General features: G+C 68.7%; 26 protein-coding genes and 2 tRNA genes. 18 read left to right on the forward strand and 10 right to left on the reverse strand.

The window, feature by feature from the left end:
* Nucleotides 1-46: 46 nt before the first annotated feature.
* Both VNF92_08540 and VNF92_08545 read right to left on the reverse strand, forming a co-directional pair.
* Complete coding sequence (locus VNF92_08540) at nucleotides 47-2,164, reverse strand: TonB-dependent receptor (protein ID HVA57925.1); 2,118 nt, start codon at nucleotides 2,162-2,164, stop codon at nucleotides 47-49.
* Nucleotides 2,165-2,240: 76 nt separating this feature from the next.
* A complete protein-coding gene (locus tag VNF92_08545) occupies nucleotides 2,241-3,398 on the reverse strand; it encodes a glycosyltransferase family 2 protein (GenBank protein HVA57926.1) in 1,158 nt (385 codons plus the stop codon).
* Nucleotides 3,399-3,619: 221 nt separating this feature from the next.
* Between VNF92_08545 and VNF92_08550 the strand changes: the two genes are divergently transcribed.
* The 3 genes from VNF92_08550 to VNF92_08560 all read left to right on the forward strand — a co-directional run bounded on the left by VNF92_08550 (nucleotide 3,620) and on the right by VNF92_08560 (nucleotide 5,664).
* Nucleotides 3,620-4,519 (forward strand): LD-carboxypeptidase, encoded by a 900-nt coding sequence (locus tag VNF92_08550; protein HVA57927.1) that lies wholly within the window; start codon nucleotides 3,620-3,622, stop codon nucleotides 4,517-4,519.
* Nucleotides 4,520-4,662: 143 nt separating this feature from the next.
* Nucleotides 4,663-5,019 carry a rhodanese-like domain-containing protein gene (locus VNF92_08555; GenBank protein ID HVA57928.1) on the forward strand — a complete coding sequence of 119 codons (357 nt, stop codon included), beginning with the start codon at nucleotides 4,663-4,665 and terminating at the stop codon, nucleotides 5,017-5,019.
* A gap of 18 nt (nucleotides 5,020-5,037) precedes the next feature.
* The gene (locus tag VNF92_08560) at nucleotides 5,038-5,664 is read left to right on the forward strand and encodes a CoA pyrophosphatase (protein HVA57929.1); all 627 of its coding nucleotides are present in this window, start codon (nucleotides 5,038-5,040) and stop codon (nucleotides 5,662-5,664) included.
* Here the strand turns inward: VNF92_08560 and VNF92_08565 are convergent.
* The gene (locus tag VNF92_08565) at nucleotides 5,661-6,050 is read right to left on the reverse strand and encodes a VOC family protein (GenBank protein ID HVA57930.1); all 390 of its coding nucleotides are present in this window, start codon (nucleotides 6,048-6,050) and stop codon (nucleotides 5,661-5,663) included. The genes VNF92_08560 and VNF92_08565 overlap by 4 nt on opposite strands.
* A gap of 197 nt (nucleotides 6,051-6,247) precedes the next feature.
* Here VNF92_08565 and VNF92_08570 point away from each other — a divergent pair, with 197 nt between their 5' ends.
* The 7 genes from VNF92_08570 (at nucleotide 6,248) to VNF92_08600 (ending at nucleotide 13,990) form a co-directional block, all read left to right on the forward strand.
* Nucleotides 6,248-7,096, forward strand: a complete 849-nt coding sequence (locus VNF92_08570) for an ABC transporter permease (protein ID HVA57931.1) — start codon at nucleotides 6,248-6,250, stop codon at nucleotides 7,094-7,096.
* A 4-nt stretch (nucleotides 7,097-7,100) separates the two neighbouring features.
* Entirely contained in the window at nucleotides 7,101-8,285 is a 1,185-nt protein-coding gene (locus VNF92_08575; GenBank protein HVA57932.1) for an FtsX-like permease family protein, read from the forward strand.
* A complete protein-coding gene (locus tag VNF92_08580; GenBank protein HVA57933.1) occupies nucleotides 8,282-8,977 on the forward strand; it encodes an ABC transporter ATP-binding protein in 696 nt (231 codons plus the stop codon). Before VNF92_08575 ends, VNF92_08580 begins: the two co-directional genes overlap by 4 nt.
* A gap of 3 nt (nucleotides 8,978-8,980) precedes the next feature.
* Nucleotides 8,981-10,474, forward strand: a complete 1,494-nt coding sequence (locus VNF92_08585; GenBank protein ID HVA57934.1) for an ABC transporter permease — start codon at nucleotides 8,981-8,983, stop codon at nucleotides 10,472-10,474.
* Nucleotides 10,471-11,322, forward strand: coding sequence for a DUF72 domain-containing protein (locus VNF92_08590; GenBank protein HVA57935.1), 852 nt, complete (start codon nucleotides 10,471-10,473; stop codon nucleotides 11,320-11,322). Before VNF92_08585 ends, VNF92_08590 begins: the two co-directional genes overlap by 4 nt.
* Nucleotides 11,323-11,397: 75 nt before the next feature.
* Entirely contained in the window at nucleotides 11,398-12,129 is a 732-nt protein-coding gene (locus VNF92_08595; protein HVA57936.1) for an SURF1 family protein, read from the forward strand.
* A gap of 1 nt (nucleotide 12,130) precedes the next feature.
* Nucleotides 12,131-13,990 (forward strand): acyl-CoA dehydrogenase family protein, encoded by a 1,860-nt coding sequence (locus tag VNF92_08600; protein HVA57937.1) that lies wholly within the window; start codon nucleotides 12,131-12,133, stop codon nucleotides 13,988-13,990.
* A gap of 112 nt (nucleotides 13,991-14,102) precedes the next feature.
* Here the strand turns inward: VNF92_08600 and VNF92_08605 are convergent, their stop codons facing one another.
* From VNF92_08605 to VNF92_08620, 4 genes are all read right to left on the reverse strand, one after another.
* Nucleotides 14,103-14,309, reverse strand: coding sequence for a cation transporter (locus tag VNF92_08605; protein ID HVA57938.1), 207 nt, complete (start codon nucleotides 14,307-14,309; stop codon nucleotides 14,103-14,105).
* 80 nt (nucleotides 14,310-14,389) lie between these two features.
* On the reverse strand, nucleotides 14,390-15,295 hold the full coding sequence (locus tag VNF92_08610) for a DMT family transporter (GenBank protein ID HVA57939.1): 906 nt from the start codon (nucleotides 15,293-15,295) through the stop codon (nucleotides 14,390-14,392).
* 28 nt (nucleotides 15,296-15,323) lie between these two features.
* Nucleotides 15,324-15,464, reverse strand: coding sequence for a hypothetical protein (locus tag VNF92_08615; protein ID HVA57940.1), 141 nt, complete (start codon nucleotides 15,462-15,464; stop codon nucleotides 15,324-15,326).
* 410 nt (nucleotides 15,465-15,874) lie between these two features.
* Nucleotides 15,875-16,099 carry a heavy-metal-associated domain-containing protein gene (locus tag VNF92_08620; GenBank protein ID HVA57941.1) on the reverse strand — a complete coding sequence of 75 codons (225 nt, stop codon included), beginning with the start codon at nucleotides 16,097-16,099 and terminating at the stop codon, nucleotides 15,875-15,877.
* 82 nt (nucleotides 16,100-16,181) lie between these two features.
* Here VNF92_08620 and VNF92_08625 point away from each other — a divergent pair, with 82 nt between their 5' ends.
* From VNF92_08625 to VNF92_08650, 6 genes are read left to right on the forward strand one after another with little or no spacing between them, the layout of a single operon-like run.
* A complete protein-coding gene (locus VNF92_08625) occupies nucleotides 16,182-17,072 on the forward strand; it encodes an NAD(P)-dependent oxidoreductase (GenBank protein ID HVA57942.1) in 891 nt (296 codons plus the stop codon).
* Nucleotides 17,069-18,286 (forward strand): cysteine desulfurase-like protein, encoded by a 1,218-nt coding sequence (locus tag VNF92_08630; protein HVA57943.1) that lies wholly within the window; start codon nucleotides 17,069-17,071, stop codon nucleotides 18,284-18,286. The genes VNF92_08625 and VNF92_08630 overlap by 4 nt, the downstream gene beginning before the upstream one ends.
* A gap of 33 nt (nucleotides 18,287-18,319) precedes the next feature.
* Entirely contained in the window at nucleotides 18,320-19,549 is a 1,230-nt protein-coding gene (locus tag VNF92_08635; protein ID HVA57944.1) for a hypothetical protein, read from the forward strand.
* On the forward strand, nucleotides 19,546-20,058 hold the full coding sequence (locus VNF92_08640) for an acyl-CoA thioesterase (GenBank protein ID HVA57945.1): 513 nt from the start codon (nucleotides 19,546-19,548) through the stop codon (nucleotides 20,056-20,058). Before VNF92_08635 ends, VNF92_08640 begins: the two co-directional genes overlap by 4 nt.
* 53 nt (nucleotides 20,059-20,111) lie before the next feature.
* Entirely contained in the window at nucleotides 20,112-20,513 is a 402-nt protein-coding gene (locus VNF92_08645) for a DUF2203 domain-containing protein (protein ID HVA57946.1), read from the forward strand.
* 29 nt (nucleotides 20,514-20,542) lie between these two features.
* Complete coding sequence (locus VNF92_08650; GenBank protein HVA57947.1) at nucleotides 20,543-20,851, forward strand: hypothetical protein; 309 nt, start codon at nucleotides 20,543-20,545, stop codon at nucleotides 20,849-20,851.
* On the opposite strand, the gene rnz is transcribed toward VNF92_08650, so the two are convergent.
* The gene (gene rnz, locus VNF92_08655; GenBank protein HVA57948.1) at nucleotides 20,831-21,781 is read right to left on the reverse strand and encodes a ribonuclease Z; all 951 of its coding nucleotides are present in this window, start codon (nucleotides 21,779-21,781) and stop codon (nucleotides 20,831-20,833) included. The genes VNF92_08650 and rnz overlap by 21 nt on opposite strands.
* A gap of 98 nt (nucleotides 21,782-21,879) precedes the next feature.
* On the reverse strand, nucleotides 21,880-22,839 hold the full coding sequence (locus tag VNF92_08660) for a pyridoxal-phosphate dependent enzyme (GenBank protein ID HVA57949.1): 960 nt from the start codon (nucleotides 22,837-22,839) through the stop codon (nucleotides 21,880-21,882).
* Between the two features lie 249 nt (nucleotides 22,840-23,088).
* On the opposite strand from VNF92_08660, the gene VNF92_08665 reads away from it, so the two are divergent.
* A tRNA-Ala gene (locus VNF92_08665) sits at nucleotides 23,089-23,161 on the forward strand.
* Between the two features lie 163 nt (nucleotides 23,162-23,324).
* On the opposite strand, the gene VNF92_08670 is transcribed toward VNF92_08665, so the two are convergent.
* The gene (locus tag VNF92_08670) at nucleotides 23,325-24,656 is read right to left on the reverse strand and encodes a hypothetical protein (GenBank protein HVA57950.1); all 1,332 of its coding nucleotides are present in this window, start codon (nucleotides 24,654-24,656) and stop codon (nucleotides 23,325-23,327) included.
* 103 nt (nucleotides 24,657-24,759) lie between these two features.
* Between VNF92_08670 and VNF92_08675 the strand changes: the two genes are divergently transcribed.
* Nucleotides 24,760-24,832, forward strand: a tRNA-Gln gene (locus tag VNF92_08675).

Below are 24,832 nucleotides of genomic sequence, written 5' to 3' on the forward strand. Positions count from 1 at the left end.
CCGGGCCACAGGCTACATCGCCGGGGTGCCGTCGAGGCGGGCGACGCTAGGGCAGCGGGGAGGCGGTGAACGACACGACCAGCGACCGCGGCATTCCGGGTTCGAAGGCCAGCGGCACCCCGTTTGCCAGGTCGGGATTGAGGAACGCCGAACTGATATATCGACGATTGGCGAGATTCTCCACGGTCACGAAGCCACGAAGCCCGATGCCGCCCGCGCGCAGTACCGGCTGCCGAGCCTCGATCGTGAGATTGACCACTGTATGTCCGGGTATGGGGACCTGGTTGGCATCGTCGGCGTAGTAGGGCCCGGCGTGTTCGATGCCGAGCTTGAGGCGCAGCGCATGTAGCTCGTGCATTTCGACGCCGGCCTCGAGGTTGACCATGACGTCGGGTACGCCCATGACCTTGTGACCGCTGTAGTCCGCGGCCGCGCCGGGGGCGCCCAGGTAGATGGAGTCTACGACGTAGTCCACGTAGCGGTTGTGCGACCAGGTGACCGCGGCGCCGCCGAACAGGCCGCGCGGGCCCTGCGCGGTGAGGCCAAGTTCGGCTCCGCGCCGGCGGGCGCGGCCCGCGGTGAGGTAGAACCGCCCGCCGTTGTACGGCACGATTTCGTTGACGACCTCGGTATCGTACAGCGCGATGTCATACGATATCCAGAATGGCACCAGTTGGGCCAGGGCCTGCTTGTACCCCACTTCGTAGGTCGTGGACCGTATGGGATCGAGCAGCGGGTTGATACCGGGGGCGGGGGATCCGGGTACGGGATCGGTCTCGTTGCCGGCCGGCACCTCGATGCCGCCGCCCACGCTTGCGTACAGGCTCGACGTGGCCGATACCCGCCAGGTCGCCCCCAGTTTGGGTGTCACCCCCACGAACGAGCGGCGGTCGTTGAGGGCGGGATCGACGAAGTTGTTCGCGTAATAGGTGACGTTGTCGAGGCGCGCGCCGGCCGACACGGTGAACCGGTCGTCGAGCGAGAGTTGGGCTTCGCCGAAGACGCCCAGATTATTGGCGCCCTCGCCCTTGTTGTCGCGCAATTCAGTGCCGCGCTGGCCGTCGACCAGCGAATAGAACAGGATGGCGCCGTCCTGGTAGGCTTCGTCGGCGCCGACGGCCACGCGCACGTCGTGCCTCGGGGCCAGCGCGAACGTGTGCCGTCCAACCACGTTGCCGCCCACGTGGTAGCGCGTGAAATCGCGGAACGTGTTACGCTCCGACCGCTGCAGGTACTTGGGACTCGCGAACACCATGCCCGACACCGTCGTTGTCGAGTCGACATCGTGCTCCACCGTGGCGCCGAGTCGGGCGATGCGGTTGTAGCGCCGCTCGTCGTGCGATGCGTAGGTCGCGTTCGCCCGCCGGGGGTCGGCCTGCGCTTCGCCCCACGTGAGCGGGCCCGGAATGCGGAACAGATTGTTCGTCCCCGAGGCATAGAAACCGACCCGCGTGTTCGGGCCGACGTCGCCCACCAGGCCGGCGTTGAACAGTGCGCGCCGCGCCGCCGAGTGGTCACGCCAGCCGTCGAACGAAGTGTTCGTGAAGTTCACGAACGCCACGCCCGTTCCGATCGGGCCCGAGGCCCGCGCCGCGTAGCGTGCCAGCCCGAACGCGCCGAACATCGACTGGACCTCGAGTGCCGGCGCAGTGGATGCCGGGACCGTGCGCACGTTGATCACGCCACCCGCGGCGTTGCCCCAGTCGGCGGAGGCATTGGAGCGAATCACCTCGATGCCTTCGGCAGCGGCGAGATCGATCTGGTCGAACGCCGTGCGTCCATCCGGTTCCGTCTCGGGAATCCCGTCTATGAGGACGCGCACGCCGCGTGACGTGCCGGCATTGGAGCGGTCGCCGGCCCCGCGCGCGCCGAATCCGCGGATGACCAGTCGCACGTCGCTCGTTCCATAGCGTGACTGGGCAACCACGCCCGGAACCAGGGTGAGCGCCTCATCGAGCCCGAATCCGCGCAGCCCCCTCAGTTCGGGTGCCGACACCGTGGTGATCGCGAGCGGCGTCTCGAGGATCAACGACGGCGCGCGGGTCGCCGTGACGGTCACGCCGGGGAGCGTCGCGGTGCTGTCCGGCGTCCGGGGTTTCTGTGCGGAGGCGTCGGGCGCGAACAGCGCGCCCAGGGCCGCCAGCCGCATGGCCAGCGATCGCATTGTCGAATGGGTTGCTTGTGGGGGGACAAGCCCATGCATCCGAACCAGACGGATACGCGAATGATAATCGATGTGGCTAGTGAACGGTGTACCTCCGCCCTTTCCACTCCACCCGCGGTCCGCGGGCGAGCGCCACCACTACTATATAGAGCACCACCGCCAGTCCCAGCGGATACAACAGGGCGTACCAGACCGGCAGCTTGGCGAACCGGTAGAACCCGATCCACATCGGCAGCGAGGCGACGATGCCGAGCACGCCCCAGAGGGACGCGCCCGGCGAGACGATGCCGGCCAGCCCGGCGAGCAGGGCGGCCGCCGGCGCGAGGCCGAACAGTGGCCCGGCCACGAGGACCAGCGGAAACAACGCCCGTCCCCACGGACCTCCGGGCACGGCCTCCCGTCCGCCCGCGTATACGTTCTTGGTCCACCCGCGTACGATCTCGCTCAGCGACGTGTACATGCGCGTGGAGAGCTGGTCGATGCCCAGCACGAGGGCGATGCGCCGCCGTTGCTCCACGAACCGCTGGGCGAGCGCCAGATCCTCCGCCACCTTGTCGCGCACGGCTTCGTGGCCCCCCGACGCGTCGTAGGCGTCGCGCCGAATGAAGATGCATTGGCCGTTGGCAATCACGTCGCTGGGATTCGTCGCCGCATTCACCCGCTCGGTGCCGCCGTAGCGGGCCACGAGCAGGGCGAAGAACTGCGGCTGCACCACGCGTTCCCAGAACGTGCCGAGTTCCTGTCTCCCCGCCACGGTGAGCAGTTCGGAGCCGCGCCCGCGCATGGCGTTCACCGATCGCGGAATCAGGTCGGGGCCGTGCTCGGTGTCGGCATCGGTGAACAGCAGGATCTCGCCCGTGGCGATCGCGGCCCCCGTCGCGCAGGCCCACTGCTTGCCGAACCACCCTTCCGGCAGCGGCGGCGGAACGATCACCCGCACGCGCACATCGCTCTCGGCCACCGCGCGGGCGAGTCCGCCGGTGCCGTCGCTCGAGTGGTCATCCACCACGATCACCTCCAGCGCCGGATGCGAGGTGGCGAGGACGGAGCGCAGGCAGCGCTCAATGTTGCGCGCTTCGTCGCGGGCCGGGATCACCACCGAGAGTAACGGCACCGGCGGCGCAACGACGTCGGACCACTCATCGAGCCGGCGGGAGTGACGCGCGCGCAGCACCATGACCAGCGGCGCGATCGCCCATGGGAGCGCGGCGAGCAACGCGACGCCGAGACTCACAGGGCGGCGGTCGAGGGGGTAGGGCTGGGGGCCCAAATGCGGGGCGATGCGGGCACGCCCGAAAGGTGGGCGCTGCGCGCTGGTTGAGGAAAGGGGGCGCAGGCGCGTCCGGCGGCGTCAGATAGGATCGTTGATGCGTGGCGGTGTGCCGGCTCGCGTTGACCCCACAGCGCCAACCGTCTACGTTCGTCGTTCATGTGGCACTCCACTCGCGTCGCAGCATGAGGCGCCCACCAGCGCTCGCCCCCGGGGCCCGTGTGGCGCTGGTGTGTCCTTCGGGGCCGCTCGCCGGGCCCGACGATCTCGACCGTGCCCAAGCCAACGCCCGCGCCATGGGGTGGGAGCCCGTCCCCGGCCAGTGGGTGCTCGCGCGCGACGGGTACCTCGCGGGTACCGATCAGCAGCGACTCGACGACCTCAACGCCGCGCTGCGCGACGACTCGATCGATGGCATCTGGTGCGTGCGGGGCGGTTACGGCTCCATGCGGCTGCTCGAGGGCATCGAATACAGTGCCTTGCGCCGCCGCCCTCGCGCCCTCATGGGGTATTCCGACATCACAGCGCTGCACTCGGCCATCGGTATGCGTTGCGATCTGGTGACGTATCACGCTCCCGTGGCGCGGGGCGACCTGACGCCGTTCACGCGCGCGTCGCTGGAGCGGGCGGTGGTGCAGCGCGCCGATTCGTGCGGACGGGCCGACGGCGCCCGGACGCTGCGGGGCGGCCGGGTGCGCGGACGCGTGGTGGGGGGCAATCTCGCCTTGCTGGCGGCGCTGGCCGGCACCGCCTTCGCGCCCAACTACGATCGGGCGATCATCGTCATCGAAGACGTGAATGAGGACGTGTACCGCATTGAGCGCATGCTGCTCACCCTCCGTCTGGGCGACGCCTTCGCGACCTGCGTGGGGCTGGTGTTCGGGGCGTTCACCAACACGCCGGCTGAACGCCCCGACCACGGCGGCTCGCGGCCGCTCGATGCGGTGCTGCAGGAGATCGCCGACCAGCTGGGCATTCCGTGCATTTCGGGCGCGCCCGTGGGGCACATCGCCGACCAGTGGACGGTTCCGCTCGGAGCGGAGGCGGAGCTGGACGCGGACTCACAACTGATGGCAGCAGAGTAGGAGGGTAGGAGCGTAGGACGGATACCTGCGAAACGCCGTCTACTCTCCTACTGTCCTACCGTCCTACCATTGACGATCGGGCTCGGTCTTACAACGGGGCCCCTGGGTCCATATTCTTCATCGAGTCCCCCACGCCATCCGGCATGAAGACAGGCCAACAACTCCTCGACGAAGTCAAAGGACGTATCAGCGAGACGTCCGTGGCCAGCGCGCTGGACAGCTACCGACGCCGCGAACACATCGTGTTCCTTGATGTGCGCGATCCGAACGAAACCAGCCTCGGGCGCATTCCGGGTGCACTCGTGATCTCGCGAGGAAATCTCGAGTCGAAGGTCGAGGCTCTCGTGCCGCGCGGCGCGATGATCGTCGCCTACTGTGCCAACGGCAACCGGTCGGCGTTCGCCGCCGAGACCATGGAAGTGATGGGCTACCGGAACGTGACATCGCTGCGCGAAGGCTTCCGCGGCTGGGTCGACGCCGGCGGCGACGTCGAGGACTGAGGGGCCGGAGGCGGTGCCATGAAGCCGCTCGAGGCGCTGCTCGCGCACCGCGACATCGCGCGATTGGCCCGCGCCCTGGCGGCGCATCCCGGACGCGAAGTCGTACCCGAGGGGCACGTCCGGTACGCGGCCACTGCGGCCACGCTACGCATGGGCGCGTCGGAGCCGGAACTGCTGCTCATCCGCCGCGCCGAGCTGGAGCGAGACCCGTGGAGCGGCCACGTGGCGTGGCCCGGCGGGCGCATGGAGCCGGGCGACCCCGATCTCATGGCGACGGCGGTTCGCGAAACACTCGAGGAAACGGGGATCGATCTGGCGTCCGAGGGGCGGATGCTCGGCACGCTTGACGACATCCACCCGCGCACGCCGGCCCTCCCGCCCATCCTGGTGCGACCGTTCGTGGCCGTGGTGGCGGGTGAGGCGCGCCTCACCCCGAGTCGCGAGGTGGCCGGTCATGCGTGGGTGCCGCTGCCGGCATTGCTGGACGAGACCAATTGGGGCACGGCGCCGATCGCCATCCGCACGCTCGGCGTGCAGGTGCGGCCGGTGTTTCGCTTCGCCGGGCTGCAGGTGTGGGGGATGACCGAATACATGCTTCGTCAACTCGTCACGAGGTACCGCGAGACGCCGGGTGTCGACGGCTAGCCCCGCGGAAGCTCCGACATGATGGCCAGCGTGTTGTGGTCCAGGTCCTTGAAGAACGTCATCCAGAGATCGCCCTTGGGCATGGGCGCGACGACGTGGGGTTCGTCCACGAATTGCACGCCGCGCGCCTTCAGCGCCTGATAGGCATCCCGCACATCGGGGACATCGAAGTAAAGAATCGACCCCGGATGATCCTGCTCCGCGTTCTCGGGCCGGCCGAGCATGAGCCGGATGCCGCCGGCGTCGAAGAAGGCGAGGTTGGGGACCGCGAACAGGAGCTTCATGCCGAGCGTGTCGCGGTAGAAGGCGGTGGCCCGGTCGAGGTCGTGGACGGTGACCGCGATCTGGCCGATGCGGGAGAGGCCGGGGTCGTTGGGGATGGACATGGAAGCCTCGGGGAAGGCGGCGCGGAGTGGGACCATGCGCGCGGGTTGTCGCGGGCAGCGCACGGTGTGGTCGAGATACACTAACCAAAGGCCGATCATGCCGTCCAGACGGTCCCCGGCCGATGGCCTGCGGGACGCGCCGCCCAAGACCGCCGCTCGAGCGGGTGCTCCGGGCCGACCGGCGATAGCTTCCAAGCATGCTGGCGCTCCTCGCTCCGCTGCTCGTGTTTCAAACCGCCATGCCGGCCGTCGCTTCGCGTGCGGCGGACGTCGGGGCAACCGGCGGACCGCGGATGATCGCGATTGACGAACGGCTGGCGGCCGACGAGCACCTGCGCGTGGGAGACCGGCTGGTGGTGCGCGCGACACCCACCGGCGTCGGCGACACGGTGGTGGTGGGGGCGATCGTCCGTCGCGCTGCCGATCCGTCGGAAGTGGCCCGCGGTGAATACCGCGTGCTCCTGCACCTCGATCAACTGCAGGCGCTCATCGGCTACGGTGACCGCGTGGACCGCTTCGCGGTCGCCACGCGCGACAGTGCCGCGACCGACGGCGCCATGGCGCTGATCAACGACGCGGCATTCGGCTTCGAGGCCCACCGGTCGCGCGACATCGCGGTGGAGACGTCGCAGACGTTTCTCGTCGTCAGCCGTTTCCACCACGCGATCGGTGTGATCACGATCGTGGCGAGCGCCGTGTTCCTGCTCTGCATCATGCTGCTCAAGGTGGACGAACGGCGGCGCGACGTGGCGGCGCTGCGTCTCATGGGGATCTCGTCGGCGACGGTCCTCCAGTCGATCGTGCTCGAGGCCACGGCCGTCGCGGCGGTGGGGAGCGCCCTCGGCGTGGGGATCGGATGGGCGGCATCAGCGCTCGTGAACGAGCACTACCGCGGCGTGTACCGAACGCCCCTGGCGTTCGCGATCCTCACGCCAGGCGTGGTGGCGTTCTCGGTGGCGCTCTCGCTTGTTCTGGGCGTGCTGGCCGGATACTTCGCGGCGCGGCGGCTCACCCGCGTCCATCCCCTCGTCCTGTTCGGGCGGTGACCGCGTGCTACTGACGCTGGTCCGGGCTTCGCTGTCGCGCCGCCGCACCCGAACCGCGCTCGCCGTGGTGGGCGTGGCGGTGTCGGCGGCGTTGCTGCTCGACATGGTGATGCTGTCGAGCGGGATGCGCGAATCGTTCCGGTCGCTGCTCGAGGTGCGCGGGTTCCAACTGCGACTGGCCCCCAAGGGCACGCTGCCCTTCGACACCGAAGCGACGATCGACAGCGCCGGCGCCATCATGGCCCAACTCCGCGCCGATCCCGACATCGCGGTGGTGAGCCCAGTGCTCGGTGCCCAATTGCACGTGCTGGGAGAGAAGGACGATGTAGCGGCGGTGGCGATCGGCATCGATCCCGCGGTGGAGGGAGACTACGAACTTCGCGCTGGGCGGGACATCCGCGGTCCCGATGACATCGTGGTGAGCGACGCGCTGCTCGCCGCCGCCGGCGTGCGCGTGGGCGACACGCTGCGTGCAGCGGGGGGCTACGACGCACAACTCCGTGTGTCGACGCACGAACGGCGGTTGGCGGTCGTGGGCACGGCCCACTTCATCTATACTCCGGCCAATCCGAAGATCATGGCGATGCACTTGCAGACGTTGCGGGCGATGACCGGAGCCCAGCGCGATCCGGTGTCGCTGTTCATGCTCCGCCTGCGGCCGGGTGCCAATGCGGCAGCGGTGCAGCACTGGGTGGAGCGGGCCGTACCGCGTGTCACCGTGGTGTCGACGGCGGCCGCGCTTCAGCAGGTGGACGAACGGCTGAGCTACTTCCGGCAGTTGGCGTTCATCCTCGGGTCGGTGAGCCTCACGGTGGGGCTGCTGCTCGTGACGACGCTGGTCACCGTGTCCGTGAACGAGCGGTTGGGCGAGATCGCGGTGATGCGCGCGATCGGCGTGTCCAGGCGCTCGATCATTGCGCAGGTGGTGGTGGAAGGGGCGATGATCATGCTTGCCGGCTCGGCGCTCGGCCTCGGCCTGGGGCTCGTGACGGCGCACTATCTCAACGGCATCCTGTCACAGTTCCCGGGGCTGCCGGCGGCGATCGATTTCTTCCTGTTCCAGCCGCGCGACGCGTGGGTGTCGCTGGGGCTGCTGGCCGGGTGCGGGGTACTGGCGGGGATCTATCCCGCGTGGCGCGGCGCCTCGCTTCCCATCGCGGGTACGCTGCGCGAGGAGGCGGTGGCGTGAGCGGAGCGCCGCCCGTGCTGAGCGCGCGCGACCTGCGTCGCGACTACGCCATGGGCGAGTCGCCGGTTCACGCGCTGCAAGGAGTGTCGCTGGACGTGGCGGCGGGCGAGTACGTGGCCATTGTCGGCCCGTCGGGGTGCGGCAAATCCACGCTCCTCAACCTGCTCGGCGCCATCGACCGGCCTACACACGGCGCGGTGCGCATCCAGGGCAGTCCGGTGGAACACCTGTCCGATCGCGACGCGACGAGATTCCGGCTGCTCCACATCGGGTTCGTGTTCCAGCGGTTCTATCTCATGCCGGCGCTCACGGCGGCCGAGAACGTGGAGCTTCCGATGGCCGAGGCGGGACTCGGGCGCGCTAAGCGGCGGGCCCGGGCTGCCGAGTTGCTCTCGTACGTGGGGCTCGGGGCGCGCGCATCGCACCGGCCCATGCAGCTCTCGGGTGGCGAGCAGCAGCGGGTGGCGATCGCCCGCGCGCTGGCCAACGAGCCCGCGCTGCTCCTGTGCGACGAGCCGACCGGCGAACTCGATGCGCATACGGGCGCCGACATGATCGCGCTGTTCCAGCGCCTGAACGACGACGGCACGACGATCGTGGTCGTGACCCACGACGAGGATCTGGCCGCGGCCGCGCGGCGCGTGGTGCACATGAAGGACGGGTGCGTGGTCTCCGATACGCGGACGGCGTGACCGGTGCTCGGCCTGCTGGCGTTCCGGCATCTGCTCCAGCGGCCTTGGCGGACGTTGCTCCTGCTGATCGGGTACGCGCTTGGTGTGGCCGTGATGGTAGTGCTCCTCTCGATTGGCACCGCCATGCTCACCCAGGCGCGGCGTGAGCGGTTGGTGGGGGGTGGCCAGATCACCGTACTTCCCGAGGGCATCGATGTGGAGGTGATGAAGACGGGCGGGCTGGGCGGGATGTTCCTGTCCATCGACCACGCCCGGTTCATCTACCGCCAGTTGCTGGCTTCGCCGCGGCTGGCCCCCGAGGTGCGGGCCGCGGCACCGCAGATTGTTGGTAAACTCATATACATCACGACGCCGAGCGACCGCCAGGTGCCGGTGCTGGCGAGCGGCCAGATCCCGTCGCGCAACGCAGCCGTGGGGGCGGGACCGACCTTGGCCGCTGGCACGTGGACCGACGATACGCTCGACCGGCAGTGGCGCGACCCCACGCCCTTCGAGCTACGCAACGAAATCGACCACTTCCACGTGCCACCAGCCTCGGCTGCGGGCGATCCGTCGTGGGCCGAGTGGCACTATTTCAACGTGGTTTCGGGCGACGGTAGGCAGTGGGCGTTCATCTCGTACATCGTGGCGGGCCAGGTGGCGGATGGACGGTGGGGCGGCCAGGTGTTGGTGACGCTGCACGAACAGGGGGAGCCGGCGCGGCGGTTCGTGGCCGACGCGCCGGCGAGTGCGGTACGGTTCTCGACGACGAACGCCGACCTGCGCATCGGCCAGTCGTGGGTGAGCGTACTCCCCGACGGCCGGTACCGGTTGCGCGCCGTGGCGCGTGCCGAGGCGGACGGTGCACCCCTCACCCTGGATCTCGTCGTGTCGCCGGAGCCGGGGGCGTATTTTCCCGGGGCGTCGTTCACCAGCGACTCGCTCGTTTCGGGGTACGTCGTGCCGGCGTTGCGTGCCGAGGCGAACGGGACGATCTGCGTGCGCGGCGCGTGTGAGCGGTACGATGCCGCCCAGGCCTATCACGACCACAACTGGGGCACCTGGCGGGGAGTGACATGGGAGTGGGGCGCGGGGCGGGCGGGGAAGTTGGGGGTGTTGTACGGTCGGGTCTCCGCTGGCGGCAGTCCTACCGTCCTACGGCCGCTGTTCGTGTATCTCACCGACTCGTTGGGATTCCTCGCGGTGTTCAGACCGAAAGAAATCCAGTACACCGACGGCCGGGTGATAGTCGTGAACGGGCATCGTGTGATGGTCCCGGTGTGCGGCGAGATGACCGACGTGCGCGGCGGCGACACCCTCCACGTGGAGATCGACGTGCAGGACGCGGCGGGCACGGACACCCGCGCACCGCTCATCGAGCGCGGGGAGACAGGAGCAGCGCGGGCCATCGCGCGCCCGTACTTCATTCAAATGAAGGGCTTGATGCACGTCAGCGGCCGGGTGCACGGCCAGGTGATCCGGGGCTCGGGCACCGGTTTCTTCGAGACCTATCGGTGACGCGGCTTGACGTGCCACGGCGGGGCACGCCAATTGATGCCATGTCCGGCTCCGTTCGCATCGGCACCCAAGGGTGGAACTACGACGCCTGGGTAGGCCCGTTCTATCCGCCCCACACCCGTCCCGCGGAGTTCCTCAGCGTGTACGCGCGCGCCTTCGACACGGTGGAGGTGGACTCGACGTTCTACGCGGTGCCGTCGGCCAAGACCGTGCGCGGGTGGGCCGACCGTACACCGTCGCAGTTCAGGTTCGCGCTCAAGATGCCGCAGGAAGTGACCCACGAGCGGCGACTCCGGGAGTGTGCCGGCGTGGCCGCGGAATTTTTCGACCGGGCGCGGGAACTCGAAGGCAAACTGGCCGCTGTGCTGCTGCAGTTCGGGTCCGACTTCACGCCGGCGGAGTTGCCGGCGCTGGCCGAGTTCATTCCCAAGCTTCCGGGCGACATCCGGTTCGCGGTGGAATTCCGCGATAAGGGATGGATCTACGATGGCGTGCTGGCGCTGCTCGCCGAGCACGGCGTGGCGCTGGCGCTCACCGAGGGCAAGTGGATCTCGCGCCGCCAGACGTTCGCGCTCGCCGAACGCCCCACTGCCGATCTCATCTACGTGCGTTGGATGGGCAATCGTGAGATCGTGGACTTCTCGCGCGTGCAGGTGGATCGCACGCGCGAACTCGAGGCGTGGGCCGAGGTGCTGGCGCGCCTGGAGCGAGACGGCCGGACGATCCTCGGCTACTTCAACAATCATTTCTCCGGTCACAGCCCGGCGTCGGCCCGCGATCTGCAGCGCCTGCTGCGTCAGAGCCCGGTCGATCCCGAGCATCTCGGGGAACAGATGTCGCTGTTCTGAGCGTCGAACCGGGCCCCCATTGGCGGGGGACCGTGCAGGCGCCGTCGTACTCCCCGATTCACTAACTTCTGGGCCATGTCCAAGCGGATCGTCCTCTTCTCTGCGTTCGCGCTTGCCGCGGCGGCGCTGTTCGTCCGGCTCGGCTTCTGGCAGATAAGCCGGCTGCATGAGCGCCAGGCGCTGAACGCCTACATCGAATCGCGTATCGATTCGATACCGGTGTCCTTCTTCGCATTGGGCCCGGACAGTGCGGTCACCCACTTCAGGCGCGTCACGGTGAGTGGAACGCCCGATTTCGCGCACGAGTTCTACATGGTGGATCGCACGAGGGACGGAGCGCCGGGCGTGTACGTGCTGACGCCGATCCGCGTGCCGGGGCACGACACCGCCGTGCTCGTGAACCGGGGGTGGGTGTACTCGCCCGATGCGACGACCATCGATCCGTCCCGCTGGCACGCTCCCGACAGCACGTTCGAAGGCTACGTGGACGAGTTCCAGCCGCCGGTGGCGGTGCCGCCGCCCGAGCCCCAACATGTACGGACCATCGACTACCAGCGGATCGCGGCCGCGCTGCCGTACCCGATCGCCGACACGTACGTCGTAGCTCTGGGCAGGGACTCGGTGATCGCGGGGACCCCGTTGCGCATCGATCCACCGCCGCTCGACGAGGGGCCGCACCGCAGCTACGCGGTCCAATGGTTCGCGTTCGCGCTCATTGCGCTGGGCGGTGCGGCGTTCGTGGTCCTCAAAGACCGGGAGGCGCGGCGGGCCGCGGCCCAAGGCGCCGGCCATTCTCGAGCAAGTTGACATGGGGGCGCAGCCGGTGGGGCGGGCCAGCGAGCAGGAAGCGCGCGATGTGGCCGAAGCGGCACGCGAGAGCGAATGGTCGGGTCCGAGCTTCGTGCGGGACCTGTTTCTCGGACGATTCCCACTGCACCTCATTCACCCGGTTGCGGCGCCCGATGCCGAGGAGATGGCCCGCGCCAAGCCATTCCTCGACGCGCTGCGCACATTTCTCGAGCGCGTCGATTCCGACATGATCGACCGTACCGGCGAGGTGCCCGAGGCATACGTGCAGGAATTGCGCGAGATAGGCGCGTTCGGAATCAAGATTCCCCGTGAGTACGGCGGACTGGGGCTGCACTACTCGACCTACGTGAAGGCGATTGCGATGGTGACGTCCAAGGACGGGTCGCTGGCCGCGCTGCTTTCGGCGCACCAGTCCATCGGGTTGCCGCAGCCGCTGGCCTTGTTCGGCACCGAGGAGCAGAAACGCGCATATTTTCCGCGGCTCGCCAAGGGCGCGATCTCCGCGTTCGCGCTCACCGAAGTGGACGTCGGATCGGACCCCGCGAATCTGGCCTCGCACGCGGAGCCGAGCGCCGACGGTACGCAGTGGGTGCTGAACGGCGAGAAGCTCTGGTGCACCAACGGTACGCGCGCCGACCTGTTCGTGGTCATGGCGCGCACGCCGGACCGGGTCGTGAACGGAAAACCGCGGCGTCAGATCACGGCATTCATCGTCGAGGCCAGCTGGCCGGGCGTCGAGGTGGTGCACCGGTGCCGGTTCATGGGGCTCAAGGCGATCGAGAACGGATTGATCCGGTTCACCGACGTGCGCGTGCCCAGAGAGAACATCCTGTGGGCCGAGGGGCGCGGGCTCAAGCTGGCGCTCGTCACCCTGAACACGGGGCGGCTCACGCTGCCGGCCAGCGTAGCGGGGTCGAGCAAGGCGATGCTCGAGATCTCGCGCAAGTGGGCGATGGAACGCGTGCAGTGGGGGCAGCCCGTGGGCCGGCACGAGGCCGTGGCGCGAAAGATCGGTGCGATGGCGGCCGACACCTTCGCCATCGACGCGGTGTCGCGGCTCACGGTGGCGGCGGCCGAGCGCGGCAATTACGACATCCGTCTCGAAGCCGCGATCGCCAAGATGTACAACACGGAGATCGGCTGGCGCATTGTCGACGACACGCTGCAGGTGCGCGGCGGACGCGGCTACGAGACGGCCGACTCGTTGCGCGAGCGCGGCGAGCGGCCGGTAGCAGTGGAGCGCGCGATGCGCGATGCGCGCATCAATCTGATCTTCGAGGGGTCGTCGGAGATCATGCGACTGTTCATTGCCCGTGAAGCGGTGGACCACCACTTCAAGCTGGCGTTCCCGATCGTCAACCCCGACTCCACGCTCGGCCAGCGGCTGCGCGCCGCGGTGCGGGCCGCGCCGTTCTATGCCGGGTGGTATCCGGCGCTCTGGCTTCCCCGGGTGGGGGGATTCGGTGAGTTCGGCCGCCTGGCCCACCATCTGCGGTTCGCGGAGCGTCGGGCGCGCAAGCTGGCACGCGCGATCTTCCACGCCATGGTGCGGTTCGGACCCAAGCTGGAACGCAAGCAGGCGGTGCTGTTCCGCGGCGTGGAGATCGGGGCGGAGCTATTCGCGATGACGGCGGCTTGCGTGTACGCACACGACGAGGCCGAGCGGGGGAACGACGGGGCGGTGGCCCTGGCCGACGTCTTCTGCCGCGAGGCCGCGCGGCGGGTGGACGACCGATTCCGCGAGTTCTACGGGCCGAACGACGCGGCGATGTATCGGTTGAGCCAGCAGGTGTTGAGCGGGGAGTTCGCGTGGATGGAGGAGGGGATTATCAGCGGTTGGGAAAGTGCGGACACCTGAACCCACGCCGGCGAGCATGGCGCCGACAGCGGATCCGAGGCCGAAGGCCCCACCAAATTCCCGTCGCTTCGGCGTTGCGCCGTCCTGACCGCCGCTCTACCTGTTGGCGCCCCTATTCCGTAAAAGCCGTATACCCCTCGTCGGCGATGGCTTCCTCGATCGCGTCGATCGTCGCCACGGCCGGATCATGATGAATCGTGGCCGAGCCGATCTGCACGTCGTCCACCTTCACGCCCTGCATCTTGGACAGGCGGCCCTTCACCGCGTGCACGCAGTGCTGGCACGTCATGCCTTCGATCTTCAGTGTAATCTGCTCCATGGTTCGCTCCCGTTGCGTCTCGTAACAAGATAATCGACGCCCCGAGGGTCGCGCGGGAGGGGGCGGTGGCGGTGGTGGGGCTACTCGACCGTCATCCGGCGCAGCTGCAACAGCACGACCGCGGCGGCGATCAGCACGCCTCCGCCGAGCACGGCCGGCGTGACCCCCTGGCCCAGTACCCAGGCGCCGAGTAGGGCCGTCCAGAAGGGTTCGATCGTTGAGACGATGGCCGTGCGCACCGGCCCCAGCACGCGCAGGCCGCGCAGGAAGGCGGTGAACGCGATAGCCGTGGACCAGAGCGCGAGCACGCCGATGGCCAGCCACGCCTCGTGGCTGAGCGCGACGGTGGCGCGGCTCGTGGAATAGTCGAAGGCGATCAGAATCACGCCGGCCCCGAGGGCCGAGTAGACCGCGGCGATCGACTCCGACAGCTGCTCCTGATAGTGGCCGATGAGCGGGATGTACATGGCGTAGGCCACGGCCGACACCAGGGCCAGCATCACGCCCATCGGATGCAGCTGCCCCATGCTGGGCGTTCCCACCATGATGCCGATGCCGGTGAGCGAGAGCACGAGCGCCAGCAGACGCGCGGGTGTGAGCCGTTCGGTGCCGCGCAGGGCGGCGATCACGGCCACCCAGGCGGGGTACGTGTAGAAGAGAAAGCTGAGCGGCGCCGCGGGGATGTAGGCGAGTGCCGACAGGCTCACGAACGCGATGAACGCCTGGGCGCCGCCGGCGAGCACGAACACCGGCGCCAAGCGGCGCCATGGCGCGCGGAGTGACGCGGCCCGGCCGGCGAGCAGCGCCAGAAGCACCGTCCCCAGCAGGTAGCGCCAGGAAAGCACGTTGAGCAGCGACGCGCCCGACCGAGTGGCGAGCGACGTGAGAATCGGGATCGCACCGAATCCCGTGGCGCTCACCACGATCAGCCCGGTCGCCCGCCACCCCGAGGCCCGCGTCGTCGCGGTGGACTCGACTACCGTCATCGTCAGTCCCCGCGGGCCAGCGGCGCGGTCAGAGGAGCGTGCCCTGGCGGAAGGTCTGCGCGACCGTGAAGACGATCACGAGGCTGGTGACGTCCACCAACCCCGCCACCTGCGGCGCGAGCACCGCCGCGACCAGGCGGTCTTCCGGAGTGTACTGAGTTGGCGTCATGGCCTGGTCTCCCCCGAACGGGCAGGGCGTCGTGTGGGCGACGAACGAGGGCGCGGGCGGTTCATCCCGCGCGGTGGTCCTTCTACATGGCGGGCGTCAAGGTACGTCCCCGCTGCTACAGGGACAAGGCGCGTGCGTGTGCGCGGTGCACGACGCACTGGACGGTCCCGCCGCGCGTGCCGGAGCCCGTTCGGCGCGCGGCCCGGGAACACTTTTCCGATCAAGGGGTCCTACCAGGTGAGCTTCCGACGCGGTGCGAGAATAAGGTCCCCGCCAAGAGCTCGAGGGAGTAAGGGGAAGAGTCTGCGGGGGGTTCGCACCGGGAAGGGGGCGGGCCCCTCGCACTTTTTTCCCCGCCCGACCCCACACACTCGTAGGAACGTAGGAGAGTCAGACGCCGAAATCTGCCCCTACACCAACCGCCGGCGCTCTTCAATCACCTCGACGACGTCGTATCCAGCCACGGCGATCGCGGCCCGCAGCGCTTCGGCGGTCGCGCGGCCGTCGTGCTCGATCGTCGCTCCGCCGATCGTGACGTCGGCCTGCCAAATGCCTTCCACGGCGGTGAGCGCGGTGTACACGGCGGTCACGCAGTAATTGCTGCGCATGCCCGGAATGGTGAGACGGGAAATCATCGTCCACAAGTTACTCGGCCGGGCCCTCCGTTGACGCCCCCCCGCGCGTCCGCGAACTTCCCAACGCCCTCACCCACACTCCATGACCCAAGTCGCATTTCTCGGGCTCGGCGCAATCGGCTGGCCCATGGCACGCCGCGTGGCCGACGCCGGATTCGAACTCACCGTCTGGAATCGCACGGCCGCGCGGACGCGCGATTTTGCCGCCGCCACGAAAGCCCGAGCCGCCACCAGCCCGGCCGATGCCGTGCGGGGGGCCGAGGTCGTCGTGACCTGCCTCTCCACGTCCAAGCACGTCGCGTCGCTGCTCGACGGCGCCGACGGTCTACTCGCTGGGCTCGCGCGCGGCGCGCTGTTCGTGGACTGCACGTCCGGCGATCCGGCCACCTCCGCTCGGATAGCCGAGCGGTTGGCCGCGCAGGGGGTGGCGTATATCGATGCACCGGTGAGCGGCGGCACGAGCGGCGCCGAGCAGGGCACGCTGACGGTCATGGTCGGAGGCGATCGCGCGGCGCTCGACCGCGCGCGGCCGGTTCTCGCGTCGTTCGGCAAGAAGATCGTACACTGTGGGGGCGTCGGGGCCGGTGACGCCGTGAAGGCGATGAACAATGCCATGCTCGCCATCCATGTGTGGTCCACTGGTGAGTGCCTCGCGGCGCTGTCGCGGATGGGGGTCGACCCCAGGGTGGCGCTCGACGTCGTGAACGCATCGAGCGGCCGCTCCAACACCTCGGAGAACCTCTTTCCCCAGCGCGTGCTGACGCGCGCCTTCCCTCGCACGTTCCGCCTGGCGCTGCTCGACAAAGACCTCGGGATCGCCGCCGCCGTGGCCCGCGAGCAGAATGTCCCGTCGCCCATTCTGCAGCTGACGGCCGAACTGTTTCGCATGGCGCATGCCGAGTTGGGCGAGGAGGCCGATCACGTGGAGGCCGTGCGGGTGATCGAGCGGCTGGCCGGCCAGGAGATCGCGTGAAGACGGTGGCCGAGATCCGCGCCGCCTTCCCGGCGCTGGAGCGCATGCACGCCGGATTCCCCGTGGCGTACTTCGACGGTCCCGGCGGCACCCAGGTGCCGCGCCCCGTGGGCGAAGCCATAATTGATTACATATACCACCACAACGCCAACACGCACTGGGCATATCCGACGAGCACCGAGACCGACGCCCTGATTGCCGCGGCGCGGCAGACGCTGGCCGAATTTCTGAACGGCAGGCCCGACGAGATCGCCTTCGGCCAGAACATGACGTCGCTCACGTTCCACCTGGCGCGCGGGCTGGGCCGGGCGTGGGGTCCGGGCGACGAGGTCGTGGTCACGGAACTCGACCACCACGCCAACGTGGCTCCGTGGCGCGCGCTGGCCGTGGATCGCGGCGTGACCATCCGCACCGTGCGCATGCGTCCGGCGACCGGGACGCTCGACTGGGACGATCTCGAACGTGCCGTGGGACCGCGCACCAGGCTGCTCGCCATCGGCGCCGCGTCCAATGCACTCGGTACGATCACCGACGTGCGCGCGGCCACGGCGCTGGCCCACGCGCACGGCGCCCTGGCGTTCGTGGACGCCGTACACTACGCGCCGCACCAGCTGGTGGACGTGCAGGCGATAGGCTGCGACTTCCTGGCCTGTTCGGCGTACAAGTTCTATGGGCCGCACATCGGCATTCTGTGGGGGCGCCGCGCGCTCATCGAATCCACCGACGTGCCTCGCCTCGACCCCGCGCCGCAGGAATCGCCCGAGCGGCTGGAAACCGGAACCCAGAACCACGAGGGCATGGTGGGCGCCGCGGCGGCGGTGGACTTCCTGGCCGGGCTCGCGGGGGCGGAAGGCGCCGGGGGTCGCCGCAACGCACTGCAGGCTGGCTACGCCGAGTTGCATCGCCGCGGCGAGACGCTGCTGGCGCAACTCTGGGCCGGGCTCGAAGCGATTGCCGGGATCACGCTGTTCGGGCCACGCCCGGGGCAGCCGCGTACGCCCACCGTGTCGTTCGTGATGAAGGGACGGGCGACGACCGAGATCGCGCGGAAGTTGGCGGGGCAAGGGCTGTTCGTGTCGAACGGCGATTTCTATGCGGCGACCGTGATCGAGCGGCTGGGGCAGAGTCCTGATGGCGTGGTGAGGATCGGGGCGAGTTGCTATACGACCAATGAGGAAGTCGACCGCCTCCTTCACGCGTTGGCTGCGCTGTAACGACGCCGACGCCCTTTGGCTGTATCTTGCACCATGACCCGCCGCCCAGGCGTCACCCTCCTCCTCTTCGTCGTCCTCGCGTCCGGCTGCGCCGCGCCGCGCCGGGATTCCCCGCCGGTCGCGGACTTCCTGCTCGTCGCTGGGGATTCCACGTATTGGGTAACCGCCCAGCCGGCCGGATTCCGGATGCGCGGCGAGCCGCTCATCCTGGCGCGCTTTGGCGGTCGATTCCACGAGGTCTACGTCGCCGACGATGACCATTCCTACGAGGACGCGCTCCTCGTGGGGCAGTTCGTCTTTTCGCGTGACCTGATCACCGACGATTCCACGATCGTGTTCGTGGACACGCTCGTCGACCGCGTGGCGCGGGCCTACGCCGCAGCGCATCCCGACGAAGCGCCACTCGACCCCGACGACCCGGTGGACGACCTGCCGATAGTTACCGCCACATCGGAGGTCACGCTGCTCGACGTGGACGGGCCGTACCTGTCGCTCGAATACCACGCCGACACCCGGCGTCGACCGGAACCGGGGTTTCACACCACATGGCGCACCGTGGTGGACATGCGCACTGGCAACCCGGTACGGCTCGACGACCTCATCGGGCCCGCGGCGGCTTCGCGGGTCGTCGACCAGGGTCGGCGGTCCTACACCGCGCTCCTCGATTCGGCGCGCGGCAGGATGAGCGAGCTGCCCGACATCGTGCCCCTCGTGCTCGCGGAAGTCAGCTTCGACCCGGGAAGCTTCACCCTGGTCCAGTTGCACGGCCGGCCCGCGGTGGAGTTCGCCGGGCGCATGTCGGGCCGTCAGGACGTGCTGAACGTGCTGCATTTGCCGGTGCTGCCCATCGACTCCGAGGCGTGGTGGGCCGAGGTGCGCCCCACGCTTCCCATGCCAACGGCCGACGGCCGTGAACAGTGGGTCCGGCCCGGATACACCGTGCGCGCCGCGGCCGACACGATGGACGGCTCGATCGACGTTACGCTCGTCGATTCCACCCATCACGTATGGGCGCTGGGCCGGGTGCACGCGCCGCTGCGCCACGTCTTCTGGCTGGATCGTCCCCGCATCGACTCCACCACGCGCCTCGCGCTGCGGCGCGCCTTCGATGATGCGGTGTCGTACGGCGAAGACGTGCGCGTGGCGAGGCTGCGACTTCCCCTGGCGCTTGGGTCGCGCGTGCGCGCCGCTTCGAATGTTCGTATCTCTTCCCCACGTCCCGCCGTGCGGCGCCCCGTGCGCCGACGCCCCGCCACGCCATGAGCCACCAACATCACCACCGCGAGATCAAGACCGTCAAGGAGAGCCACCACGAGTCGTCGCAGCTCATGATGCCGCAGGACGCGAACAACATGGGCAACGTGTTCGGCGGCGTCGTGCTCTCCATGATGGACAAGACCGCCGCGATCGCGGCCTTCCGCCACTGCCGGATGCCTGTGGTCACCGCGTCGATCGACCGTGTGGACTTTCGCGAACCGATTCACCTTGGGGACCTGCTCGTCATGAAGGCGAGCGTCAACTACGTGGGACGCACGTCGCTGGAAGTGGGTGTGCGGGTGGAGGCGGAGGATCTCCTGACCGGGAAACGCCGACACACGAACTCGTGCTATCTCACCTTCGTGGCCGTCGACCGCGCGGGCCATCCGGTGGAGATCCCGGCGCTCAAACCGGAGTCGCCGGAGGAGATGCGGCGCTTCGAGGCGGCGGAAGCCCGGCGGCGCCTGCGGCTCCAGGAGCGCGAATCGGAGCGCCGCCTCGATGAACGGGCGTAACGGCGTGGCGTCCGGCGTTGTGGTGCCGCGGCGTTTCTGACTATACTCCAGACATGAAGCTCTTCACGGTCGACCAGGCCAACGCCACGCTGCCTCTCGTGCGCAAGATCGTGGCTGACGTCGTGCGCCAACACTCGGCGTGGCGCGAGAAGATCCTCGAACTCGACCTCGCCTCGTCCAACGCGCAGGGTGAGGGTGAGCACGGGAGCGCCCAGCGGCTGGAACGCGAGGTGCAGGCCCTGGCCCGCGAGATCGCGGGATTCCAGCGCGAACTCGACGCGCTGGGCATCGAACTGAAGGACCCGCGGCTCGGCCTGGTGGACTTTCCGGGCGAGACGAATGGCCGGCGCATCCTGTTGTGCTGGCGCCTGGGCGAACCCGAGGTTCAGTTCTGGCACGAAGTGGACGCCGGCTATTCGGGCCGCCAGCCGTTGGCGCCGCTGCTCGTCGGCTGACACCACCTCCTCACCACCCCCGCACCAACATGCTCAGCTATCGCGATCCCGACGGCGTGGAATACGCCGTCGAGGTGACCAATCCCGCGTCCAGCAATGCCGTGGTGTTCTTCCGCCACCCCGACGGCCGGCACGTGCGGCTCGACCGCTATAACTGGTACATCAGTCACGGGCCCGAGGCGCGGAGCGTGACGTCGCGACTCGATCCCAAGCTCGTCGCGCAATCGCTGGACCAGCAGACGCTGGCCCGGCTGTTTCGCCGCTCGATGCCCGTGTGGCGGCCCGATCCGGTCGCGAACCTCTGGCGGTCGCCGGCCTCAAGCGTCGGGCGTCGCTGATCCATCGAGGGTGTCGCGGTACGGCACGTCGATCTCCATTCCATCGCGCGCCACCACCACGTTGGGGAACACCTCTTTCGCCTCGCGCGCCAGTTCCGCGGGATCGCGCGAGTAACGTGCCGAGAAGTGCGTGAGTACGAGCTTCCGCACTCCCGCTCGCGCCGCCACGCCAGCTGCTTCGCGTGCCGTCGAGTGTCCGGTCTCGCGGGCCCGTTCGGCCTCCTCGTCGGCGAACGTGGCTTCGTGCAACAGCAGGTCCGCGTTGCGCGACATCTCCACCGTGGCGTCGCAGGGGCGCGTGTCGCCGGTGATCACCACGGTGCGCCCCGGGCGCGGCGGTCCCACCAGATCACTCGGCGCCAGCGTGCGGCCGTCGGCGAGCGTGATGTTCTCGCCGCGGTGGATCTGCCCCCACAACGGGCCTTCGGGAATCCCCAGTTCGCGGGCGCGGTCGGGGTGAAAGCGTCCCTTGCGTTCCGGCTCGACCAGGGCGTAGCCCATGGAGAGCGCCGGGCCGTGGTCCACGGGAAAGGGCACGACGGCGTAGTCGCCGTAGTCCACGCGCGTCATCGGGTCGAGTTCGATGATCTCCACCGGAAAGCTGATGCGGTCCACGCCGAACTCCTTGGCCCGCTTGAGGTGGCGTCCACCGCCCTTGGGTCCGAGCAACCGCATCGGCTCGGTGCGTCCCTGAAGCGCCATCGTGCGCATGAGGCCGATCACGCCGATCACGTGGTCGGAGTGGAAATGCGTGAAGTAGATGTCGCGCAGCGCGAAGCTCACGCCGTACCGCATCATCTGTCGCTGCGTGCCCTCGCCGCAGTCGAACATGAGCGTCTCACCCTCGCGCACGAGCACGACAGAGGCGACGTTGCGCTCCACCGTGGGGCGCGACGCGGACGTGCCGAGGAGGCCGAGGGAGAGGGACATGGCGGGGGAATATACGGTAGGACCGTAAGAGAGTAGGAGGGTAGGACGGGAGACTGCAATACGCCGTTTACCCACGACCCTCCCACTGTCCTACCCTCCTACGCTGCACCGGCCAGCACGGCTCTCCACCGCACCTCGTCAACGTTGCCGCCGCTCACGATCACGCTGGCGGGAAAGGTGAGCGGCGTCTTGCCGAACAGCACCGCGCCGGCGGCAACTGCCCCCGCCCCCTCTACCTTGATGTCGTGCTCGCGGTGGAGCCAGGCGATGGCGCGGGCGATCTCGACTTCCGTGAGCAGCACGATGTCGTCGAGTGCGTGGCGTCCGATGTCGAGCGCCTCTTCGTCGATCTGGCCGGCCAGTCCGTCGGCGAGCGTAGGTGTCACCGGGATCTCGACCACGTGGCCGGCGGCGATCGATCGCGCCATGGCCGCCGTCTGGTCGCTCTGCGCTCCGATGATCCGCACACTGGGCGCGTCGTGCCGCACGAGCGACGCGCAGCCGCCGAGCAGGCCGCCGCCTCCCACGCACACGACGAGCGTGCGCAGGTCGGGGAGTTGGTCGAGGATCTCCAGCGCCACCGTGCCCTGGCCCGCGAGCAGCATGTCGCCGAGGCACGGATTGATGAACGCCAAGCCATGCTCCTCACCGTATGCCTTGGCGGCCGTCATCGCGGCGTCGTAGTCGGGTTGCGTGTCGTCGAGCATGGCGCCCAGCGCGCGGATGCCGGACTTCTTCACGTCGGGCGCGGTGCTCGGGACGAAGATCTTGGCCGGGACGCCGAGCACTTTGGCGGCGTAGGCCACGCCGAGCCCGTGATTGCCGGCCGACGACGCCACCACGCCGCGGCGGCTGTCGAGGACGAGCGTGGCCAACGCGTTGAGCGCTCCGCGAAGCTTGAACGAGCCGGTGATCTGGCGGTTCTCGAGCTTGAGGTACACGTCGCCGCCGGCAAGGCGCGACAGCGGCGCGCTCTTGATGAGCGGAGTGCGGACGACGTGGCTGGCGATGCGCTGGGCGGCCTCGCGCACGGCCTCGGGGCGAAGGTCCTTGAACATGGGGCCATGCTACCGGCGACGACGGGCGCGGGCAAGGGCGCTGCAGACGCTCATCCGGAATCTCGCGCGGAAGTCAAAACCGTTTGCGCCGCGGACCGTTACCTGAATCTGGGAATGCTCGTCTCCTTGACTGGAAGGGGTGGCCTGGCTAGGATTCATCTAGTCGAGCGGCCCCGCACGCGGGGCCGTTTGAGTAGGGAACCCGGGTGCGAACGGGCAGCAGCTTCTTTCCGGCGTCTCGGGCCTTTCGGGGCTGTAGCTCAGCTGGGAGAGCGCTGCAATCGCACTGCAGAGGTCAGGGGTTCGATCCCCCTCAGCTCCATTCGCGAGGCGACTCGCGTACAAATAATTGCCCGCCGCCGATCGGTAGGACGGAGAGTTCCAATGACGGCGCGCGTGGCAAACAAACTGGCAACGCCGCGGACCCATGGGTTCGCGGCGTTCGTGCTTCCAGGCGATGGTTCGAGGGTAGGGCCGTACGACGGTCAGTGGGTCGGAAGCAGCGCGGCGAAGTCGACACGCATCGCCTCGAACGTCGAGGCGAAGAACTGCGATTCCTCGCGCTGCACCTCGCCGTCGAGGTCGAGAAGCACGCGCGAGATGAGCCCGCCGATGAAGCGCATGATGGCGCTCTCGTGCACCTCGGCGTGCGATCGTCGGCTCAGGATGGTCTGCGCGCCCGCGCTGTCGCGCACCGCCACCTGATACCACATGCCCGCGCCCTGGAACGGGCGGCGGAGCGGCGAGCGGAGCAGCCGGGCCGTGACAAAGGGGAGCTGCCAGGCGGGCTCCTGGCCGAAATGCACGGTCCATGAACGGACATGCGCCGAGCGGCCGATCACGAAGTCCGATGTGAAGTGGTGCACCCCCACGTGAAAGAATCGGATCTTGGTGGAGAACGAACCCGAGAGGACGAGCGAATCGGGCAGCGGGATCTCGCCGCCGGCAAGCGGCAGGAACTCGCGCCCGCGCACGCGGGCGTGCACCACCACCGGCGGTCCCTGTGCCACGACATTGAAGTATTCCGCGCCCGCATGGTCCGTCATATGCAAATCGTAAACAGTGCCGCCGACGTATTTGGCCACATAGGCCGCGAACGCCGGATACCGTGGCTGGAGCCCGTCGGGGTGCAGGGTGACCTGGAGCGTGACGAGCGACGAGCCGTCGGGCTGGGGCAGGGCGCGCAGCGTGTCGAGCGTGAACAGCTGTGACAGCACGGCCGTCGTGTGCGGGAACGCGGCCCGGTAGTCGGCGCGCAGGTCGGCGTCGCTGCGCGGCGTGGCGGAGGTGAGCAGGGCCACGAGGCCGGCGGCCACCTCCTGGGCGCTGATCGTGCCGATGGCGATCGCCACGTCGGTGGTCCAGGCGTAGTCGCCGCCGCCAAGCTTGCGCAGGTCCACCTGGTGCCGTGCGTCGCCGACGACGGTGGGCCAGGGTGCGGTGGCCGCGGCTTCCTGGTCGATGAAGCCGCCGGGAGCCGCAACCTCGCCGAGCACGAGACGCCGGTGAGTGGAATCGGGCATCGACGTCCAGACCGCGGTGTCGTTGAACACGCGCGACGGGACGAGCGCCGCGCTGGCGAGTCGCTTTCGCGCGTACTCGTATCGCGAGCCCTCGTGCACGTCGGCGTAGCGGTCGTAGAGGGCCGTGACGGCCTGGTCGACGCGGTCGCGACCGCCCGCTTTAGAGCCGGCGAAGGGAACGGCGGCCTCGCGGCAGCCGCCTAGCGCGAGGGCGAAAGCCAGGGCGGAGGCAACGGTGACGGCAGCGCAACGTGGGTGTGGACAGCGGCGCGTAAGTATAGGCGTGGAATGCACTAAGCTCAGGTGGCGCGAGCGGGGAACAGGGTTGCCTTTGGGTCTCCCGAAAACTAACTTTGGTGGCCCTGGCGCGCTGAGCACGTGTGCGTTGCGGAATCGATGCCCCTTGGTGTAACTGGCAACACGCCTGACTCTGGATCAGGAGAGTCCTGGTTCGATCCCAGGAGGGGCAA

It is taken from the genome of Gemmatimonadaceae bacterium (assembly GCA_035533015.1).
Lineage (GTDB): Bacteria > Gemmatimonadota > Gemmatimonadetes > Gemmatimonadales > Gemmatimonadaceae > JAGWRI01.